The organism is Serratia sp. CY55921 (assembly GCF_052167655.1).
GTDB lineage: Bacteria > Pseudomonadota > Gammaproteobacteria > Enterobacterales > Enterobacteriaceae > Serratia > Serratia ureilytica.
This window is the reverse complement of the sequence record NZ_JBJNMU010000002.1, coordinates 216,309-236,290: the sequence shown is the minus strand read 5'-3', so window position 1 is coordinate 236,290 and position 19,982 is coordinate 216,309. Positions and strand designations below refer to the sequence as shown.

The window sequence follows — 19,982 nt, the reverse complement described above, 5'->3', positions numbered from 1 at the left end:
GATCCCAGACATCGCTCAGCGATCGCTAAGTATAACCGTTTATGCGCCGATAAAGGCGCATATTGGTGGCTTATGGCGTGACGACGATCGCGACGCGGCGGTTTTCCGCGCGGCCGCTGGAGGTGCGGTTGTCGGCGACGGGATCGCGCTTGCCCATGCCGCGGGTTTCGATGTTGGCGCGCGGAATACCGACGCTGGCCAGCAGATCGGCGACCGCATCGGCGCGGCGCAGGGAGAGCTGATCGTTATAGCTGTCTTCGCCGTAGTTGTCGGTATGGCCGTCCAGACGGAACTTGGTGATACCGACGCTCAGCAGCGCGCGGCCCATCTTCTGCACCGTCTCGGTGCTTTCCGGGTTCAGCTTGCCGATGTTGTTGCCGAACAGCACTTTATCCGACAGGCCGAATTCCCAACCGTTGTCGGTCAGTTTGAAGCCCTGCGATTGCAGCAGCGCAACCTGCTCGGGCGTCAGGCCTTGCGGCTTGCTCTGGCAACCGGCGAGCGCCAGCAGGGCGACGAACGCCATCGTCAGCAGTGAAAAACGACCTTTAAACAGTTGCTGTATCATAGTCAAAATCCCTAGTTCAAGTGTTATAGCCGGGGCTCTTATTTATGTATAGCCAGCCGCCAGCCTCCGTTATAACGATGCTTTGCCTGATACATCGCATCGTCAGCTTCGTGCAAAAGACCCTGAGGCGTCGACGCGTGATCAGGGTACAGCGCAATGCCGATACTCAGAGAGGTAATGATCGTCTCGTCGTTCGGTAAAATAACCGGTTGCGTCATGCAATCGATGATGTTGTCGGCGATCTGCAAGACATCTTCCGTGCTGTGAACCGGCGCCAGCAGCACGGCGAATTCATCTCCTCCCAGGCGTGCGACCAGATCGGTTTCGCGCAGCTGCGCGCGAATGCGTCCGGCAATGGTGGTCAGCACCGCATCGCCCGCGGCGTGACCGTAACTGTCGTTCACTTCCTTGAAGCGATCGCCGTCGATAAACAGCACCGCCAATTTCGCCGGCGGCGCGATATCGCCCAGGGCGCGGCTCAGCCGGCCTTCGAAGAAGGCGCGGTTCGGCAAGCCGGTCAGGCTGTCGTGCGTCGCCCGGTGAGCCAGCGAGTCGTTTTCCTGCTTCAGATGGGCCTGCCAGGCCTCCAGTTCATCGAGCAAGCCATTGAAATCATTGCTGAGCTCATGCAGCTCGGCGATCGGCGCCGAGGGCACCCGCAGGCCGAAGGTGCGATCTCGCCGCACCGCATGCGCCACGTTGGCGATGTCGTCCAACGAACTGACGATGCCGACCAGCATGCGGCGCGACAACACCAAGGCGCACAGGGTACTGAGCACCATGCAGGCGATCATGCCGACCAGCCCGCGCAACAGGAAACGCAACAGGCTGCCGCCGTTGCCGCTCAGCCAGACCTGGCCGACCTGTTTGCCCTCGTGGGAGATAGGCAGGATGACCGGCTCGGGCAGCGCCCAGTGGGCGATAACCTGCTCCATGCCGTGCAGCGGGCCATCTTTGGGACGATGCCAACTGACCAGCACGTCACCGGCGTTGTTCAGAATTTTGGCCTCCGACACCTCTTCTTTGGCGGCGATCAGCACCATCGCCTCGCGAATGTAGGGGCGATCGCCAAACACCACTGCCGCTTCAACCGTATAGCTGATGGAGCGCGCGATCAGGTGTAGGTTGTGGTTGGCATAGGCGCGCAGCGCGAACAGCGCCACCAGCGTCAGAAAGATGCCGGCGGTGCCAACGGCGATCAACGCCAGCCCAAGATGCACCCGCTGCAGCACCGGGCCCAACGTCGGGCGCGCATTGCCGGAACGGTTTCTACGCAACAGCCTCATAGCGGCGGCGCCTGTTTGCGCGCCAGCTGCAGCACGTTGGGGTGAACGCGCACGCCGCTGCGCGCCAGGGCGTCCAGGTTGACCTTGAAGCCGGCCTGGTCGCCGTTGATCTGCAGGCAAAATGCGCTGCCGGCGGAGCATTCGCTATCGTTCTCGCTGATGCTGAGAATGGAGTTGCCGGAAATGCGCTGCATGAAATTTTGTCTCTGCGCGGCGTTGATGTTCCCTAAATAGATGACATCGCAGCCGGTACTCAGCGTCGGGCTGTCGAACGGCACGCGTTCGGTTTTAATCGGACGCGGCGCGCTGAGCAGGATCGGATCGAACAGCCCCTCGGCATACTGGGTGGGTGCGGTCACGCACAACCGGATCGGATTGGGTTCACGTGACCAGCGGGCGTAGCTGATGATGCCTACCACCACGGTCGTCACGGCGTGCGTGCGCTGTTGATAGGGATCATCGGCGGCGCGCGCAGGCCCGGGCAACGTCAGCAGCGCCAACAAAACGATCAGCAACAGGCGGCCGATATTCAGGCGTGCGGCAAGGAAGCCCGGCACGGGGCTTTTTGCGCAACGCATCGTTATCGCGGTATTACTCGCCATCTTCACCCGCCATTCCGGCCTGATCCACCGCCCGCAGGCCGTGGCCCGACAAGTAAAAATCCGGCCCGCTTGAAGGGACAATCGTTTTGCTGAAAGCTGTCAGTCGCACTGCCTAATGAACACTATCTACCCATAATTGGCGCGGATTGTATTATAAGATGTCTTCGTTGGGCGCTTTATGTGCTGTTTTCTCGGAATTATCCTACTTATTTTTGATAGTATAAAAATGCCCTCTCGGGTTTGCCACCGCTTTTCTGCAAAGTTGGCGCGTTTGGCCAGCTGTCAGGCGATTTGCGCAACGTCGGCGCTATCTCTTAAATGCAATAATGTGATAGCTAATAATTAGAAAGTATTTTACTTTTCCAATAAACGCCGTTGCGGCTAATAAAAATCCGGCCGGCGATAATATCCCGCCGCCCTGATTTGTCAGCCAAAGTAAACGTTTTTTACCTGGCTCCGATCATGGCGATACACTTCTTCTTCTACAGTATTGAATGGATGAGCGATTGCGCTGTCTATGGTAGATATCTGCGTCCGGGCCGTGCGCCCGGTTTTATTTTGTTCTGCGGCGCCGTGGCGCGGCGGTTACCGGGGAGCTGGGCGGCTCCCGCGGCACAATCAGTGAGGAAAGAGCGAGGATGGTCAAGGTGGACAAGCGACGGCTGTTGGCGATGGGGCTGTGCCTGACGGCGTTTTCCGGCGCGGCGCTGGCGGATTCTCTGGATGCGCAACGTCAGCGCTACCAGCAGATCAAGCAGGCGTGGGACGGCAATCAGATGGACGTGGTGGCGCAGCTGATGCCGACGCTGCGCGATTACCCGCTTTATCCTTATCTGGAATACCGCGAGCTGACTCAGGATCTGAGTCAGGCGGGGTTCTCCGAAGTGAACGACTTTATCAAACGCAACCCGACGCTGCCGCCGGCGAAATCGCTGGCGCCGCGCTTCGTCAATGAACTGGCGCGGCGCGAAGATTGGCGCACCCTGCTGGCCTTCAGCCCACAGCCGCCCAAACCGGTGGCGGCGCGCTGCAACTATTACTACGCCAAATGGGCTACCGGCGACCAGCAGGCGGCCTGGAGCGGCGCCGACGAGCTGTGGCTGAACGGCAAAACGCTGCCGAGCGCCTGCGATCGGCTGTTCAGCGTCTGGCGCGGCGCAGGCAAGCAAACGCCGCTCGATATTCTGGCGCGCATGAAGCTGGCGCTGAAAGAGGGCAACAGCTCGCTGGTCAGCAACCTCTACAGCCAACTGCCGGCCGACTATCAAACCATGGGCAACGCTCTGGTGCGCTTGCAAAACGATCCGACCACTGTGGAAGCCTTCGCCCGCAGCGTAGGGCCGACTGACTTTACCCGTGCCGCCACCGGCATCGCCTTTGAGCGCCTGGCGCGGCAGGATGTGGAAAACGCGCGGGCGATGATCCCGACGCTCGCGCGGCTGCAGAAAATGAGCGACGAGGAGCGGCTGGGGCTGGAAGAGGCGGTGGCCTGGCGCCTGATGGGCAGCGACGCTACCTATGAACAGGCGCAGTGGCGCGATCAGGTGATTCTGCGCAGCCGTTCGCCTTCGCTGCTGGAGCGCCGGGTGCGCATGGCGCTGGGCAACGGCGATCGGCAGGGCGTCGCGACCTGGCTGGCTCGCTTGCCGGAAGAGTCGCGCAACAAGGATGAGTGGCGCTACTGGCGCGCCAGTCAGCTGATGGACGAAGGCAAACGCGCCGAAGGCGAGGAGATGTTGCGCAACCTGATGACCGAACGCGGCTTCTATCCGATGGTGGCGGCGCAGAAGCTGAACGCAACCTATCCGGTGATGGTGGCGGTGGCGGCCAAGCCGCGCGCGTCGCTGACCGACGGGCCGGAAGTGGCCCGAGTGCGCGAGCTGATGTACTGGAATATGGACAACCTGGCCCGCAGCGAGTGGGGTTCCTATGTCGCCAGCCGCAGCCGGCCTGAACAAGAGGCGCTGGCGCGTTACGCCTTTGAGCAAAAATGGGCCGATCTGAGCGTGCAGGCGACCATCGTCGGCAAGCTGTGGGATCATCTGGAAGAGCGTTTCCCGGTCGCCTGGCCGCAGGAGTTCCGCCGCGCCACCGATGACAAGGGGATCACCAGCAGCTATGCGATGGCGATCGCGCGTCAGGAGAGCGCCTGGAATCCGAAGGCGCAGTCGCCGGTCGGCGCCTCCGGCCTGATGCAGGTCATGCCGCGCACCGCGCAGCATACGGTGCAGATGTACAACATTCCCGGCTATGTCGGGCCGAGCCAATTGTTCGATCCGCAGACCAACATCACCATCGGCACCAGCTATCTGGAGTCGGTCTATCAGCAGTTCGGCCGCAACCGCATTCTGTCGAGCGCCGCTTATAACGCCGGCCCGTCGCGAGTGAACACCTGGCTGGGCAACAGCGCGGGGCGGATCGATCCGGTAGCGTTCATCGAAAGCATTCCGTTCTCGGAAACCCGCGGCTACGTCAAGAACGTGCTGGCTTACGATGCGTTTTACCGCTATCTGACGCACCGGCCAGCCAAGGTGCTGACCGACGCCGAGTGGCAGAGACGTTATTGATTTTGACGGCCCTATGGTATGCTGCTGTACTAGTTAAATAGTATGGTGGCTGCCATGACGCAATTATCGTTAAACGACCCCGCTCTTTCAGAACAAGGCAATGAGGATTGGCTGCGCTTCGTCGCGCTGCTGCAGAATTCGTTTGCGCAAGAACTGCATCAACCGCTGTTGCAATTGATGCTGACGCCGGACGAGCGCACCGCGCTGGGCACCCGGGTGCGGATCATTCAGGAACTGATGCGCGGCGAGATGAGCCAGCGCGAGCTGAAAAATGAACTGGGCGCGGGGATCGCCACCATCACCCGCGGTTCTAACAGCCTGAAAGCGGCTTCACCCGCGCTGAAACAGTGGCTTGAGCAGCAGCTGCTGCACGACGCGCCCTAGCAGACTCTGCGTTATTGCTGATAGATGGCGTTGTGGAACGGCACCAGCGCCAGCAGCAGCGCCTGATGATAAACGCTGGTGCGGCTCAGCCGGCCGTCGGTGAAGACGCCGATGGCGCCGCCCTGGCGCTTCACCTCGGCGTTGCCGGTGATCGTCGCCATTTCGCTGCCCAATTCGCGGCCTTCGCGAATACCTTGTAAGATGACTTCCGGCAGCATCAGGCTCGCCGAGCGGGATTCGCCGCGGATGGACGGGTTCTCGATGGTCATCCAGGCGAAGGTCATATTCTCTTCAATCCCGGCTTCCACGCCGACCCAAAAATCGGCCTCGGGCCTGACCTGGCGCGCTTCCATCACGCGTTGACGCGCACCGGTGCGCGTTTCGTGATTGCCTATCGGCTGCAGCGAAACGCCGCTGGCGACGTCGACGGGTTCAATGCGGTATTGGCCTGCGCCGAAGACGTCATCGAAGGCCAATTGAATAGCCTTGATCTTTGCCGGGTTGGTAGTTGCAGCGACAACATGGTACATAACGGGTTTGATATCCTTCTGGCCGATACGCCGGGCAGCGGCAAAAGCGCCGCCGGGCCGGGGATAAACGCAAATTTCACGCAGTATAACGGAAAACAAAAATGTTACAGGTATACCTCGTTCGCCACGGCGAAACGGAATGGAATGCGGCTCGCCGCATCCAGGGTCAGTCCGACAGCCCGTTAACCGCCATGGGGGAACACCAGGCCCGTCTGGTCGCCAGGCGTGTCAGCAAAGAAGGCATTACGCATATCATTACCAGCGACCTGGGGCGCACGCGCCGCACCGCGCAGATCATCGCCGAAGCCTGTGGCTGCGAAGTGATTGGCGATCCGCGTTTGCGTGAGCTGCACATGGGGGTTCTGGAAGAACGCCTGATCGACAGTTTGACGCCGCAGGAAGAACAGTGGCGCAAACAGATGGTCGATGGTACTCCTGACGGCCGTATCCCTCAAGGCGAATCCATGGAGGAGCTGGGCGAGCGCATGCGCGCCGCGCTGGAGAGCTGCCTGATGCTGCCGGAGGGCAGCAAGCCGCTGCTCGTCAGCCATGGCATCGCGTTGGGGTGTTTGATCAGTACGGTGCTCGGGCTGCCGGCCTATGCGGAACGTCGCCTGCGCTTGCGCAACTGCTCACTGTCGCGCGTCGATCACCAGCAGAGCCCGTGGCTGGCTTCCGGCTGGATCGTCGAAACGGCGGGCGATGTCACGCATCTGGACATGCCCGCGTTGGACGAACTGCAGCGTTAACGTCGAATCGGGATCAGGTAATCGCACTTGATCTCGGTAGGCGCCTGATGCGGACGGCGCTCGCCTTTCGGGTAGAAGCGCTCGATGTCGTGCCCTTTGCGGCGCGTCAGTTTGAGCTCCGGCAGGCAAGTGCCGTAGACCGTCAGGATAAAGTCCTGCAGGCCTCCGATGGGCCCTTCATAGCTGAACATTGCAAATTCGCCGCCCGGCAGCACCAGCGGTTGAACTTCCTGCACTTTATCAGGCACCTGATCCGGCTCCAGCGCCGTGGTGTACAGCACTTCCTGTTCGTCGTCCTTCTCCTGGCTCGGACGCGAGTGGTGCAACCCGTACAGCACCGGCGGCAAGGTTTCGACTTCGCCGAGGAACTGGCGCCAGAACTGCGAGCGCAGCTCGGTGCGCACGGTGGTGATCTGTTCCAGCGTGCAGGAGTAGCTTTGGGTCAGGCCGACCAGATGCTTATCCGGCAACGAGAGGAACTCGGGCTGCGGCAGAGTGAAGGCCCCCAGACGGATCGGCGGGCAGATGCCGAACGCGTTCCAGTCTTCGGCGCGGCGGTACAGCGCCGGCGTTTGCGCAAACTGTTTCTTGAAGGCGCGCGTGAAGGTCTGCTGCGAGTCGAAGCGATATTGCAGAGCGATATCCAAAATCGGCCGGCTGGTCAGGCGCAGCGCGACGGCGGCCTTGGACAGCCTTCTTGCCCGGATGTAAGCACCGATGGCATTACCGGTAATATCTTTGAACATCCGTTGCAGGTGCCATTTGGAGTAGCCAGCCTTGGCCGCCACGTTATCCAGCGACAAGGGTTGGTCCAAATGGCTTTCCAGCCAGCTAAGCAGATCACGAATGATACCGGCTTGATCCATAGAACTTCCTCGTAAAGCTTGGGGGTAGGAACCCGAACTGTTGATTCGTCACGCTGGTGCTGCGCTATCAGACCGATCCATGAGCCATTATGGGTTGCACTCTTTGCCTCTGCTGCGCATGCCGCGCCAGAGTTGGATTGGGGTACACCGTAGTGGGCGCAAAGAAATAACGACGCCGCATCATAGCAATTTTTTTCCTCCGCGACTCTCAAAGATTTTTGTCACGCTCTGTGCTAAAACGGACGGTGCGGACCCGTAAAAACCCAATTCCGTGAGCTTAGACATAAATAATGGTGATCGCCGAGCCCATTTTCGCGGCAAGGTTATATCGGAGTTAAGTAAATGAAAAAAAGCTGGATATTTTTATTCGGTTTGGTTTGCGCAACCGTGGGAAGCGCACAGGCGGAGCAAGTGGGTTCCGTTGATACGGTGTTTAAATTGTTGGGGCCGGACCACAAAATCGTGGTCGAAGCGTTCGACGATCCGGATGTTAAAAATGTAACTTGTTATATCAGCCGCGCCAAAACCGGCGGCATCAAAGGCGGGCTGGGCCTGGCGGAAGATACCGCCGACGCGGCCATTTCCTGCCAGCAGGTCGGGCCTATCGAGCTGAGTGACAAGATCAAAAACGGCAAGGCGGAAGGCGATGTGGTGTTCCAGAAACGCACGTCGCTGGTGTTCAAGAAGCTGCAGGTGGTGCGCTTCTACGACGCCAAACGCAATTCGCTGATCTACCTGAGCTACTCCGACAAGGTGATCGACGGCTCGCCGAAGAATGCGCTGAGCGCGGTGCCGATCATGCCGTGGGCTGAGGCAAAATAAAAAAACGGGGTTCAGCATGCTGAACCCCGTTTTCATGACGGCAGGCTGGAATTACTCTTCCAGATCGCCGCAGAAGCGGTAGCCTTCGCCGTGGATGGTGGCGATGATTTCCGGCGTGTCCGGCGTCGATTCGAAGTGCTTGCGAATGCGACGGATGGTGACGTCCACGGTGCGGTCATGCGGTTTCAGCTCGCGGCCGGTCATCTTCTTCAGCAGTTCGCCGCGGGACTGGATCTTGCCCGGGTTTTCGCAGAAGTGCAGCATGGCGCGGAATTCGCTGCGCGGCAGCTTGTACTGTTCGCCGGCCGGGCTGATCAAAGAGCGGCTGTTGATGTCCAGCTCCCACCCGTTGAACTTGTAGCTCTCGACCAGGCGGCGCTCTTCGCCGAGGCTGCCCAGATTCATGGTGCGCGACAGCAGGTTGCGCGCGCGGATGGTCAGCTCACGCGGGTTGAACGGTTTGGTGATGTAATCGTCGGCGCCGATTTCCAGGCCGAGGATTTTATCCACCTCGTTATCGCGGCCGGTCAGGAACATCAAGGCGACGCTGGCCTGTTCACGCAGTTCGCGCGCCAACAGCAGGCCGTTTTTGCCTGGCAGATTGATGTCCATGATGACCAGATTGATATCATTTTCAGACAGGATATTGTGCATCTCTGCACCATCATTGGCTTCATGAACAATGTAGCCTTCCGCCTCGAAAATGCTCTTCAGGGTGTTACGAGTGACTAACTCGTCTTCGACAATCAGAATGTGCGGGGTCTGCATATTTGCTACCTAAAATTGCCAACAAAATAGAAAATAGGAAGTACAGAAGTCTCTGTTTTCTTAGAGGAGGGCAGAGATAGCGCCACGTTCCCTCTCAGCAAATGACTAAAGTACGTAAACTCGTTCTTGATGCACTTTCCATCTCATGTCAACAAGATCGCTAGCCTGGTGGGGATGCCGTTCCCTACAACCCCTTGGGTGCCAAAACGGCGCATATCCTAACCCCATTAACAGCAATATAACAGCGCGTGCCGAATTCATCACCCAACAAAACTACGCTTTGTTGACATATATCAAATTCAATTGTAGCACGTTAACAGATTTGTGAAAAACACTTACAGAAATGCCAGTTTAAGTCACAGAACCTCAAATTCTGTGAACGATTCAGCATTATCCGGCCCGATAGGATACAATTATTCGCTTATTGATCATTGCGTTGTTTTAACTCATTGATAAATAAATGCAGTAAAACATAAGCATGAATAATGACTATTACGACAGGTTTATTAGCTCAACGAGCCGTTTAATCTTGTTTGTTGCTATTAACGCGTTTATTGTTACGCAATTGTAAATACATGCGGGCGCTGCGCTATCGTCAAAAACGCAGGCCCGCCTTCGGTGGAAGAGTGATGCAGCTTCATATTGTTCTAGTGGCTCCGGCGCGGCCGGAAAACGTCGGCGCGGCGGCGCGCGCGATGAAAACCATGGGTTTCGCTTCGTTGCGCATCGTCGACAGCGAGGCGCATCTGCAGCCGGCGGCGCGCTGGGTGGCACATGGGGCCGGCGAGATCCTCGACGGCGTGCAAACGTTCGCCACGCTGGAACAGGCGCTGGCGGATGTGGATTTTACCGTCGCCACCACCGCCCGCAGTCGCGCGCGTTTTCACTACTACTGCACGCCGCCTGAGCTGCTGGAACAGCTGAGTGAGCGTAAGCAGTGGGTCGGCCAGGCCGCGCTGGTATTCGGCCGCGAGGATTCCGGCCTGACCAACGAAGAGCTGGCGCTGGCGGATTTGCTGACCGGCGTGCCGATGCAGGCGGATTATCCGTCGCTCAATCTGGGCCAGGCGGTGATGGTGTACTGCTACCAGTTGGCGAGCCTGATGGGCGTCAACGCCGCGCCGCAGGAGGCTGCGGCGCCTGAAGGGCAACTCAGGGCGTTGCGCCACCGCGCCGATGCTTTGTTGGATGCCCTGGAGGTCGGCGATGACCAAAAATTGCGCGACTGGCTGCACCAGCGCCTCGGTGCGTTGCCGCAGCGAGATACGGCGATGCTGCATACGCTGCTGCACGACATCGAAAAAAAACTCGCCAAGTGATAGCGGCTCCAGCAGGCGGTTACTCAGTGTGATCCACTATTAAACCGGCTTTAGGTTGTTTTTTTGTTCTGTCATTTTGCTTTTCACCTGTTGCATCGCGCATTACCGCCGCTGAACGGAAAATAAGCAAAAATAAGAAATCGTTTGACTTGGGATAGCGATTGCTTTAACCAATAGAGGGGACAGAGTATTTCATGAGACAGACAGACAACATGCGCAATATCAGCCTGACTACCACAATTATTACCACCACCGATACCACAGGTAACGGGGCGGGCTGACGCGCACAGGAAACACAGAAAAAAGCCCGCACCTAATCAGTGCGGGCTTTTTTTTCGGCTTAAATTCGGAGAGATCACAAATGCGAGTGCTGAAATTTGGCGGAACCTCGGTAGCGAATGCGGAACGTTTTCTGCGCGTCGCCGACATCATGGAGAGTAACGCGCGTCAGGGACAGGTAGCCACGGTCTTGTCCGCCCCCGCAAAGATCACCAACCATCTGGTGGCGATGATCGACAAAACGGTGGCGGGCCAGGACATTCTGCCGAATATGAGCGACGCCGAGCGGATCTTTGCCGACCTGCTGAGCGGACTGGCGCAGGCGCTGCCGGGCTTTGAATACGATCGTTTGAAAGGCGTGGTCGATCAGGAATTCGCGCAGCTCAAACAGGTGCTGCATGGCGTCTCGCTGCTGGGGCAGTGCCCGGACAGCGTGAACGCGGCGATCATCTGCCGTGGCGAAAAGCTCTCCATCGCCATCATGGAAGGGGTGTTCCGCGCCAAGGGTTATCCGGTCACGGTGATCAACCCGGTGGAGAAACTGCTGGCGCAGGGCCACTACCTGGAGTCCACCGTGGACATCGCCGAGTCTACGCTGCGCATCGCCGCCGCGGCGATCCCGGCCGATCACATCGTGCTGATGGCCGGTTTCACCGCCGGTAATGACAAGGGCGAGCTGGTGGTGCTGGGCCGCAACGGTTCCGACTATTCCGCCGCGGTGCTGGCCGCCTGCCTGCGCGCCGACTGTTGCGAGATCTGGACCGACGTCGACGGCGTTTATACCTGCGATCCGCGCACCGTGCCGGACGCCAGGTTACTGAAATCGATGTCGTATCAGGAAGCGATGGAGCTTTCCTATTTCGGCGCCAAAGTGCTACATCCCCGCACCATCACTCCGATTGCTCAGTTCCAAATCCCTTGCCTGATTAAAAACACCTCCAACCCGCAGGCCCCCGGCACGCTGATCGGCAAAGACAGCACCGATGCCGATATGCCGGTGAAGGGCATCACCAACCTGAACAACATGGCGATGATCAACGTCTCCGGCCCGGGCATGAAAGGCATGGTCGGCATGGCCGCACGGGTCTTCGCCGTGATGTCGCGCGCCGGCATTTCGGTGGTGCTGATCACCCAATCCTCTTCCGAATACAGCATCAGCTTCTGCGTGCCGCAGGGTGAACTGCAGCGCGCTCGTCGCGCGCTGGAAGAGGAGTTCTATCTGGAGCTGAAAGACGGCGTGCTGGATCCGCTGGACGTGATGGAACGCCTGGCGATCATCTCGGTGGTCGGCGACGGCATGCGCACCCTGCGCGGCATTTCCGCACGCTTCTTCTCCGCGCTGGCGCGCGCCAACATCAATATCGTCGCCATCGCCCAAGGATCTTCGGAGCGTTCCATTTCGGTGGTGGTCAGCAATGATTCCGCCACCACCGGCGTGCGCGTCAGCCACCAGATGCTGTTCAACACCGATCAGGTGATCGAAGTGTTCGTCATCGGCGTCGGCGGCGTTGGCGGGGCGTTGATCGAGCAGATCTATCGTCAGCAGCCGTGGCTGAAGCAAAAACATATCGATCTGCGGGTGTGCGGCATCGCCAACTCGCGCGTGATGCTGACCAACGTGCACGGCATCGCGCTCGACAGCTGGCGCGACGCGCTGGCCGGCGCGCAGGAGCCGTTCAATCTCGGCCGTCTGATCCGGCTGGTGAAGGAATATCACCTGCTGAACCCGGTGATCGTCGACTGTACCTCCAGTCAGGCGGTGGCCGATCAGTACGTGGACTTCCTGGCGGACGGTTTCCACGTGGTGACGCCGAACAAAAAGGCCAACACCTCGTCGATGAACTATTATCAGCAGCTGCGCGCGGCCGCCGCCGGTTCGCACCGCAAGTTCCTGTACGACACCAACGTCGGCGCCGGTTTGCCGGTGATTGAGAACCTGCAAAACCTGCTGAACGCCGGCGATGAACTGGTGCGTTTCTCCGGCATCCTGTCCGGCTCGCTGTCCTTTATCTTCGGCAAGCTGGACGAAGGGCTGTCGCTGTCGGCGGCGACCCTGCAGGCTCGGGCCAACGGCTACACCGAGCCGGATCCCCGCGACGATCTGTCCGGGATGGACGTGGCGCGCAAGCTGCTGATCCTGGCGCGCGAGGCCGGTTATAAACTGGAACTGAGCGATATCGAGGTCGAGCCGGTGCTGCCGCCATCCTTCGACGCGTCGGGCGACGTGGACACCTTCCTGGCGCGGTTGCCGGAGCTGGATAAAGAGTTCGCGCGCAACGTGGCCAACGCCGCCGAGCAAGGCAAGGTGCTGCGCTATGTCGGCCTGATCGACGAAGGGCGCTGCAAGGTGCGCATTGAGGCGGTGGACGGCAACGATCCGTTGTATAAAGTGAAGAACGGCGAGAACGCGCTGGCCTTCTACAGCCGCTACTATCAGCCGCTGCCGCTGGTGCTGCGCGGCTACGGCGCCGGTAACGATGTGACCGCAGCGGGCGTATTCGCCGATCTGCTGCGCACACTGTCATGGAAGTTGGGAGTTTAATATGGTTAAGGTGTATGCACCGGCCTCGATCGGCAACGTCAGCGTCGGTTTCGACGTGCTGGGCGCGGCGGTTTCGCCGATCGACGGCACGCTGCTGGGCGACTGTGTCAGCGTCGAAGCCGCCGAGACGTTCAGTTTGCAGAATGCCGGGCGCTTCGTCAGCAAGCTGCCGGCCGAGCCGAAAGAGAACATCGTTTATCAGTGCTGGGAGCGCTTCTGCCAGGAGATCGGCCGCGAAGTGCCGGTGGCGATGCGTTTGGAAAAGAACATGCCGATCGGATCGGGGCTGGGTTCCAGCGCCTGTTCGGTGGTCGCCGGGCTGATGGCGATGAACGAATTCTGCGATCGTCCGTTGGATAAGACGACGCTGCTCGGCCTGATGGGCGAGCTGGAAGGGCGCATTTCCGGCAGCGTGCATTATGACAACGTGGCGCCTTGCTATTTGGGCGGCCTGCAGCTGATGCTGGAAGAAGAAGGCATTATCAGCCAGGAGGTGCCGTGCTTTGACGATTGGCTGTGGGTTATGGCCTATCCGGGCATCAAAGTGTCCACCGCCGAAGCGCGCGCCATTTTACCCGCGCAATACCGTCGTCAGGATTGCATCAGCCATGGCCGCTATCTGGCCGGCTTTATTCACGCCTGCCATACCCGGCAGCCGCAGCTGGCCGCCAAATTGATGCAGGACGTGATCGCCGAACCGTACCGCACCCGGCTGCTGCCGGGCTTCGCCGAAGCGCGCAAGGCGGCGCAGGAGATCGGCGCGTTGGCCTGCGGCATCTCCGGCTCTGGCCCGACGCTGTTCGCCGTCTGCAACGACGGCGCCACCGCGCAACGCATGGCCGCCTGGCTGCAACAACACTATCTGCAAAACGACGAAGGTTTTGTTCATATTTGCCGTCTGGATACCGCAGGCGCTCGACTACTGGGATAACGCATGAAACTGTACAACCTTAAGGATCACAACGAGCAGGTCAGCTTCGCGCAGGCGATCAAACAAGGCCTGGGCAAGCAACAGGGGCTGTTCTTCCCGCTGGAGCTGCCGGAGTTCGAACTGACCGAAATCGACCACCTGCTGGAGCAGGATTTTGTCACCCGCAGCAGCCGCATTTTGTCGGCCTTTATCGGCGAAGAGGTGCCGGAAACGGCGCTGAAGAAACGCGTGCAGGCCGCCTTTGAGTTCCCGGCGCCGGTGGCGAAAGTGACCGATGACGTCTCCTGCCTGGAGCTGTTCCACGGCCCGACGCTGGCGTTCAAAGACTTCGGCGGCCGCTTTATGGCGCAGATGCTGGCGGAAGTGGCCGGCGAGCAGCCGGTGACCATTCTGACCGCCACCTCCGGCGACACCGGCGCCGCCGTGGCGCACGCCTTCTACGGCCTGAAAAACGTGCGGGTGGTGATCCTGTATCCGCAGGGCAAAATCAGCCCGCTGCAGGAAAAGCTGTTCTGCACCCTGGGCGGCAACATTCACACCGTGGCGATCGACGGTGACTTCGATGCTTGTCAGGCGCTGGTGAAGCAGGCGTTCGACGATCAGGAATTGAAAGACGCGCTGCACCTGAACTCGGCCAACTCGATTAACATCAGCCGTTTGCTGGCGCAGATTTGCTACTACTTCGAAGCGGTGGCGCAGCTGCCGCAGGAAGCGCGCAATCAGCTGGTGATTTCGGTGCCGAGCGGCAACTTCGGCGATCTGACCGCCGGGCTGCTGGCCAAATCGCTGGGCCTGCCGGTGAAGCGCTTCATCGCCGCCACCAACGCCAACGACACCGTGCCGCGCTTCCTGACCAGCGGCCAGTGGCAGCCGCACGCTACGGTCGCGACGCTGTCCAACGCCATGGACGTCAGCCAGCCGAACAACTGGCCGCGCGTGGAAGAGCTGTTCCGTCGCAAGGTCTGGCAGTTGAAGGAGCTGGGTCACGCGGCGGTCAGCGACGAGACCACCAAAGACACGATGCGTGAGCTGGCCGAGCTGGGCTATATCTCCGAACCGCATGCGGCCATCGCCTACCGCGCGCTGCGTGATCAGTTGCAGGAAGGGGAGTTCGGCCTGTTCCTCGGCACCGCGCATCCGGCCAAGTTTAAAGAGAGTGTGGAAGCGATACTCGGCCAGGAGTTGCCGTTGCCGAAAGCGCTGGCGCTGCGGGCTGAGCTGCCGCTGCTGTCGCACACGCTGCCGGCCAACTTCGGCGAGCTGCGCAAGTTCCTGATGGGGCTGCCTGCCTGAAGTTCGGCAGGCTAAAATGCGAAAAGCCGTCTTGCGACGGCTTTTTTTTATGCCTGCTCCGGGCGTTTGAACACCAGTTCATTGCCTTGCGAGGCGGCTTCGTCGAAGGCGTAGCCTTCCAGGTTGAAGTCCGCCAGCTGCTCGCTGCGCGTCAGGCGGTTTTTGATGATAAAGCGGCTCATCAACCCGCGCGCTTTCTTGGCGTAGAAGCTGATGACCTTGAACTTGCCGTTCTTCTCGTCGAGGAACACCGGTTTGATCAGCGAGCCGTGCAGCTTGGCCGGCTTCACCGCTTTGAAATACTCGTCTGACGCCAGGTTGACCACCACGTCGTCGCCCTGTTGCTCCAGCGCTTCGTTGAGCTTTTTGGTGATCTGATCGCCCCAGAAGCTGTACAGATCTTTGCCCTTCGGGTTTTCCAGCTTGATGCCCATCTCCAGCCGGTACGGCATCATCAGATCGAGCGGGCGCAGTACGCCATACAGGCCGGACAGCATGCGCAGATGCTGCTGGGCGAAGTCGAAATCGGCTTCGTTGAAGTCCTGCGCCTGCAGGCCGGTATATACGTCGCCCTTGAACGCCAGCAACGCCTGACGGGCGTTGTCCGGGGTAAATGTCGGTTGCCATTCGCTAAAGCGCGCGGCGTTCAGCCCGGCCAGCTTGTCGCTGATGCTCATCAGGCTGGCGATTTGCGCCGGCGTCAGCTCGCGGCAAATGTTGATAAGCTGCTTAGACTTGTTCAGCAGTTCGGGCTGCGTGAAGCGTTTTGTCGCCAGCGGGCTGTCGTAATCGAGCGTTTTTGCAGGTGAAATAATAACGAGCATGGCCAGATCCTGTTTATCCAAGTGCGCATACTGTAGCAAAAAGCGCGGGAAAAAGGGGCTATCGGTCCAATAGGCGGGGCGCGCATCGCACGCGCCCCGGAATACTCAGCGCGGCGGCTGCTTGTCGTCCCACACGCCCGGCTCCAGCTGCGATTTCAGCTCCGGGTAACGGTTGGCGTCGAAGGTCGGCAGCTTGCCCAGGCGGCGCTGGCGATGGTAGTCGTCGGCCAGCTTCAGCGCGACCCGCGACAGCAGCAAGATAGCCGTCAGGTTGGTGATCGCCATCAGCGCCATGGAGGTATCCGCCATTTTCCACACCAGCGGCAGCTCCGCCAGCGCGCCGAACATCACCATGCCCAGCGCCACGCAGCGGAAAATCAACAGGCCGCCTGGGTGGTTGTGCTCGAGGAACACCAGGTTGCTCTCGGCATAGGCGTAGTTGGCGATGATCGACGTAAAGGCGAAGAAGAAGATGGCGATGGCGACGAACGGAGTCCCCCAACTGCCGACGGCGGTCGACAGCGCGCGCTGGGTCAGATCGATGCCGCTGATGCTGTCGGTCGGCTGATCGAGAATGCCGGAAGAGAGGATGATCGCCGCGGTGGCGCTGCAGATGACGATGGTGTCGATAAATACCCCGAGCATCTGCACGTAGCCCTGTGAAGCGGGATGCGGCGGATAAGGCGAGGCGGACGCCGCCGCGTTGGGCGCCGATCCCATGCCGGCTTCATTGGAGAACAGGCCGCGCTGCACGCCCTGGGTCATCGCCTGGGAGATACCGTAACCGACGGCGCCGGCCGCGGCTTCCTGCAGACCAAAGGCGCTTTTGAAGATCAGCGTCAGGATCGCCGGCATGTGCTCGATGTTATGGCCAATCACCCAGAGAGCCAGCAGCAGGTAGGCGCCGGCCATCAGCGGCACCACCAGCTCGGCCACTTTGGCGATGGAGCGGATGCCGCCGAAGATCACCACGCCGCTCAGCAGCACCAGGCCAATACCGACGTGCAGCGGCTGTAAATGGAAGGCGACGGCGGAGGCCTGCGCGATGGAGTTGGCCTGTACGGCGTTGAACACCAGGCCGAAAGCGATGATCAGGAAAATGGAGAACAGCACGCCCATCCAGCGCATGCCGAGTCCCTTTTCCATGTAATAGGCTGGGCCGCCGCGGTAGTTGCCGTTGTCGTCTTTGGTTTTGTAGAGCTGAGCCAGCGAGCTCTCCACAAATGACGTGGCCATGCCGATAAACGCCACCACCCACATCCAGAAGATGGCGCCGGGGCCGCCGGCGGTCAGGGCAATGGCGACGCCGGTCAGGTTGCCGGTGCCGACGCGCGCCGCCAGCGTGGTGCACAGCGCCTGGAAAGAGGAGATGCCGGCGCTGTCGCTTTTATTACTGTTTTTCAACACCGAGAACATGTGGCTGAAGTGGCGGAGCTGGATAAAACGGGTGCGCAGCGTGAAGTAAATGCCGGTGCCGAGCAGCAGATAAATCAGCACCGACCCCCACAAAATGTTGTTTATAAAATTCATCAGGTCCGTCAAGGGATCCCTCCTCCTTATCGAAATGTCATGCGCACCTGGCAGCATCCACCGCAGGTGAGAAATATTGGCCTATTTTTTACAAGAGCTTAGCTGGAATCGGTCCGGCGTCAGGCGATTAAGATTTTTCGCAGATTGGCGGACGAATTGCATCAATTTTTTCGAATTTAACATAATTTATTCGGGCGATAGCACGTTATTGCCTTTCCATCCGCTCGGTAATGGCGAAAGATATCGGCGTAAACGGTTGCTCGCCCAAGGATAAAACAGATGCTTGCGCGCCGCGGTTTTCCAGCCTTGCGCCGGGCTTGGCGCATGTTATTATCAGGGCAGGGCATGGTTGAACAATGCCAAAAGTTCATGCACAAACGATGAGATAATGCCAACATGACCGACAAATTAACTTCCCTGCGCCAGCTGACTACAGTGGTTGCAGATACGGGTGATATCGCGGCAATGAAGCTGTATCAACCGCAGGACGCCACAACCAACCCTTCGCTGATCCTCAATGCAGCCCAAATTCCTGAATACCGCAAACTGATTGACGAAGCCATCGCCTGGGCGCGCGGCCAGAGCAGCGATCGCGAGCAGCAGATCGCCGACGCCGCCGACAAGCTGGCGGTCAACATCGGTCTGGAGATCCTCAAACTGGTTCCGGGCCGCATCTCCACCGAGGTTGACGCGCGTCTGTCTTACGACACCGTCGCCAGCGTGGCCAAGGCCAAGCGCCTGATCAAGCTGTACAACGAAGCCGGCATCAGCAACGATCGCATTCTGATCAAACTGGCCTCGACCTGGCAGGGCATCCGCGCGGCGGAGCAGCTGGAGAAAGAAGGCATCAACTGTAACCTGACGCTGCTGTTCTCCTTCGCTCAGGCTCGCGCCTGCGCCGAAGCCGGCGTTTACCTGATCTCGCCGTTCGTCGGCCGTATCCTCGATTGGTACAAAGCCAACGGCGACAAGAAAGAGTTCGCGCCGCACGAAGATCCGGGCGTGATCTCCGTGACCGAGATTTACCAGTACTACAAACAACACGGTTACAACACCGTGGTGATGGGCGCCAGCTTCCGCAACGTTGGCGAAATCATCGAGCTGGCCGGCTGCGACCGCCTGACCATCGCCCCTGCGCTGCTGAAAGAGCTGGCGGAGAGCGAAGGCGCGCTGGAGCGCAAACTGTCTTACACCGGTGAAGTGAAGGCGCGTCCTGCCGCACTGACCGAACCTGAGTTCTACTGGCAGCACAACCAGGATCCGATGGCGGTCGAGAAACTGACCGACGGCATCCGCAAGTTCGCCGTAGACCAGGGCAAACTGGAAAAAATGATCGCCGACCTGCTGTAATTCCTGCAGATCGCGCAGTAAAAAGGTGGCTCAGGCCACCTTTTTTTATGCCCGACGCTCCCGCCGGCGGGGGAAGCCCTTATACTCTCGGCAATGACAACAGAACGGGAGACGAACCCGTTCGGACCCCATCAGGCTGTAGAGGTTACGCATGGATATTTTACGTATTGGTTTGGTTTCCGTTTCTGACCGCGCTTCCGGCGGCGTTTACCAGGATAAAGGCATTCCGGCGCTGGAGGAATGGCTGGCCGGCGCGCTGGCGACGCCGTTCAAGCTGGAAACCCGGCTGATCCCCGATGAGCAGACGCAAATTGAACAAACGCTGTGTGAGCTGGTGGACGAAATGGGCTGCCATCTGGTGCTGACCACCGGCGGCACCGGGCCGGCGCGTCGCGACGTCACTCCCGACGCCACGCTGGCGATCGCCGATCGCGTGATGCCCGGTTTCGGCGAGCAAATGCGTCAGATCAGCCTACACTATGTGCCAACGGCAATTCTTTCTCGCCAGGTGGGGGCGATCCGCAAGCAGGCGCTGATCATCAATCTGCCCGGCCAGCCAAAGTCGATCAAGGAAACGCTGGAAGGGGTGAAGGACGAGCAGGGCAATGCGGTGGTGCACGGCATCTTCGCCAGCGTGCCTTATTGCATTCAGCTGCTCGACGGGCCTTATGTCGAAACGCATGCCGCAGTGGTAGCAGCATTTCGGCCAAAGAGCGCGCGTCGCGAGATAAACCTCTAAATTTCAGCAATCTGCGAGATCGGCTTCAGCCCG

19 protein-coding genes and 1 other annotated feature are annotated in these 19,982 nt (G+C 59.6%); of the genes, 11 read left to right on the top strand and 8 right to left on the bottom strand.

Translation table 11 applies throughout. From position 1 onward, the window contains the following. Window positions 1–70 precede the first annotated feature (70 nt). Genes ACJ8M3_RS14910 through ACJ8M3_RS14900 form a run of 3 tightly spaced genes read right to left on the bottom strand, consistent with a single transcriptional unit; the run spans window position 71 to window position 2,462 of the window. Window positions 71–568: an OmpA family protein gene (locus tag ACJ8M3_RS14910; RefSeq protein ID WP_033641803.1), complete on the bottom strand. Its 498-nt coding sequence runs from the start codon at window positions 566–568 to the stop codon at window positions 71–73. A 38-nt stretch (window positions 569–606) separates the two neighbouring features. Beyond that, the gene (locus ACJ8M3_RS14905; protein WP_442514702.1) at window positions 607–1,854 is read right to left on the bottom strand and encodes a diguanylate cyclase domain-containing protein; all 1,248 of its coding nucleotides are present in this window, start codon (window positions 1,852–1,854) and stop codon (window positions 607–609) included. After that, entirely contained in the window at window positions 1,851–2,462 is a 612-nt protein-coding gene (locus ACJ8M3_RS14900) for a YfiR family protein (RefSeq protein WP_033651698.1), read from the bottom strand. Before ACJ8M3_RS14900 ends, ACJ8M3_RS14905 begins: the two co-directional genes overlap by 4 nt. 632 nt (window positions 2,463–3,094) lie before the next feature. Between ACJ8M3_RS14900 and sltY the strand changes: the two genes are divergently transcribed. Together sltY and trpR are read left to right on the top strand one after the other, a co-directional pair. Beyond that, a complete protein-coding gene (sltY, locus tag ACJ8M3_RS14895) occupies window positions 3,095–5,023 on the top strand; it encodes a murein transglycosylase (RefSeq protein WP_033641806.1) in 1,929 nt (642 codons plus the stop codon). Between the two features lie 54 nt (window positions 5,024–5,077). Further along, the gene (gene trpR, locus ACJ8M3_RS14890) at window positions 5,078–5,407 is read left to right on the top strand and encodes a trp operon repressor (protein ID WP_016929152.1); all 330 of its coding nucleotides are present in this window, start codon (window positions 5,078–5,080) and stop codon (window positions 5,405–5,407) included. An 11-nt stretch (window positions 5,408–5,418) separates the two neighbouring features. Here the strand turns inward: trpR and yjjX are convergent, their stop codons facing one another. After that, window positions 5,419–5,937: an inosine/xanthosine triphosphatase gene (gene yjjX / locus ACJ8M3_RS14885; protein WP_033641807.1), complete on the bottom strand. Its 519-nt coding sequence runs from the start codon at window positions 5,935–5,937 to the stop codon at window positions 5,419–5,421. Between the two features lie 101 nt (window positions 5,938–6,038). Between yjjX and gpmB the strand changes: the two genes are divergently transcribed. Further along, window positions 6,039–6,686: a 2,3-diphosphoglycerate-dependent phosphoglycerate mutase GpmB gene (gpmB, locus tag ACJ8M3_RS14880; protein WP_025305227.1), complete on the top strand. Its 648-nt coding sequence runs from the start codon at window positions 6,039–6,041 to the stop codon at window positions 6,684–6,686. Here gpmB and robA read toward each other — a convergent pair. Further along, the gene (robA, locus tag ACJ8M3_RS14875) at window positions 6,683–7,552 is read right to left on the bottom strand and encodes an MDR efflux pump AcrAB transcriptional activator RobA (protein WP_033641808.1); all 870 of its coding nucleotides are present in this window, start codon (window positions 7,550–7,552) and stop codon (window positions 6,683–6,685) included. The genes gpmB and robA overlap by 4 nt on opposite strands. A 342-nt stretch (window positions 7,553–7,894) precedes the next feature. Here robA and creA point away from each other — a divergent pair, with 342 nt between their 5' ends. After that, a complete protein-coding gene (gene creA / locus ACJ8M3_RS14870; protein WP_033641809.1) occupies window positions 7,895–8,374 on the top strand; it encodes a protein CreA in 480 nt (159 codons plus the stop codon). A 51-nt stretch (window positions 8,375–8,425) separates the two neighbouring features. Here the strand turns inward: creA and arcA are convergent, their stop codons facing one another. Then, window positions 8,426–9,142 carry a two-component system response regulator ArcA gene (gene arcA / locus ACJ8M3_RS14865; protein WP_004933003.1) on the bottom strand — a complete coding sequence of 239 codons (717 nt, stop codon included), beginning with the start codon at window positions 9,140–9,142 and terminating at the stop codon, window positions 8,426–8,428. A gap of 629 nt (window positions 9,143–9,771) precedes the next feature. On the opposite strand from arcA, the gene ACJ8M3_RS14860 reads away from it, so the two are divergent. The 5 genes from ACJ8M3_RS14860 (at window position 9,772) to thrC (ending at window position 15,506) form a co-directional block, all read left to right on the top strand. Next, window positions 9,772–10,461: a tRNA/rRNA methyltransferase gene (locus ACJ8M3_RS14860; protein ID WP_046688215.1), complete on the top strand. Its 690-nt coding sequence runs from the start codon at window positions 9,772–9,774 to the stop codon at window positions 10,459–10,461. 194 nt (window positions 10,462–10,655) lie between these two features. Next, complete coding sequence (thrL, locus tag ACJ8M3_RS14855) at window positions 10,656–10,742, top strand: thr operon leader peptide (RefSeq protein WP_071845095.1); 87 nt, start codon at window positions 10,656–10,658, stop codon at window positions 10,740–10,742. Further along, window positions 10,681–10,798, top strand: a sequence feature (Thr leader region). It overlaps the preceding gene by 62 nt. 24 nt (window positions 10,799–10,822) lie before the next feature. Continuing rightward, window positions 10,823–13,282: a bifunctional aspartate kinase/homoserine dehydrogenase I gene (thrA, locus tag ACJ8M3_RS14850; RefSeq protein ID WP_033641811.1), complete on the top strand. Its 2,460-nt coding sequence runs from the start codon at window positions 10,823–10,825 to the stop codon at window positions 13,280–13,282. Window position 13,283: 1 nt separating this feature from the next. Further along, window positions 13,284–14,213: a homoserine kinase gene (gene thrB / locus ACJ8M3_RS14845; protein WP_004932993.1), complete on the top strand. Its 930-nt coding sequence runs from the start codon at window positions 13,284–13,286 to the stop codon at window positions 14,211–14,213. Between the two features lie 3 nt (window positions 14,214–14,216). Beyond that, entirely contained in the window at window positions 14,217–15,506 is a 1,290-nt protein-coding gene (gene thrC / locus ACJ8M3_RS14840; RefSeq protein ID WP_033651696.1) for a threonine synthase, read from the top strand. 47 nt (window positions 15,507–15,553) lie between these two features. Here the strand turns inward: thrC and yaaA are convergent, their stop codons facing one another. Then, entirely contained in the window at window positions 15,554–16,330 is a 777-nt protein-coding gene (gene yaaA / locus ACJ8M3_RS14835) for a peroxide stress protein YaaA (RefSeq protein ID WP_033641813.1), read from the bottom strand. A gap of 105 nt (window positions 16,331–16,435) precedes the next feature. Next, window positions 16,436–17,872, bottom strand: coding sequence for an alanine/glycine:cation symporter family protein (locus ACJ8M3_RS14830; protein ID WP_004932985.1), 1,437 nt, complete (start codon window positions 17,870–17,872; stop codon window positions 16,436–16,438). Between the two features lie 384 nt (window positions 17,873–18,256). Between ACJ8M3_RS14830 and tal the strand changes: the two genes are divergently transcribed. Together tal and mog are read left to right on the top strand one after the other, a co-directional pair. Next, window positions 18,257–19,210, top strand: coding sequence for a transaldolase (gene tal, locus ACJ8M3_RS14825; RefSeq protein ID WP_004932982.1), 954 nt, complete (start codon window positions 18,257–18,259; stop codon window positions 19,208–19,210). Between the two features lie 151 nt (window positions 19,211–19,361). Then, complete coding sequence (gene mog, locus ACJ8M3_RS14820; protein ID WP_015376607.1) at window positions 19,362–19,949, top strand: molybdopterin adenylyltransferase; 588 nt, start codon at window positions 19,362–19,364, stop codon at window positions 19,947–19,949. The last annotated feature ends 33 nt before the right edge of the window (window positions 19,950–19,982 follow it).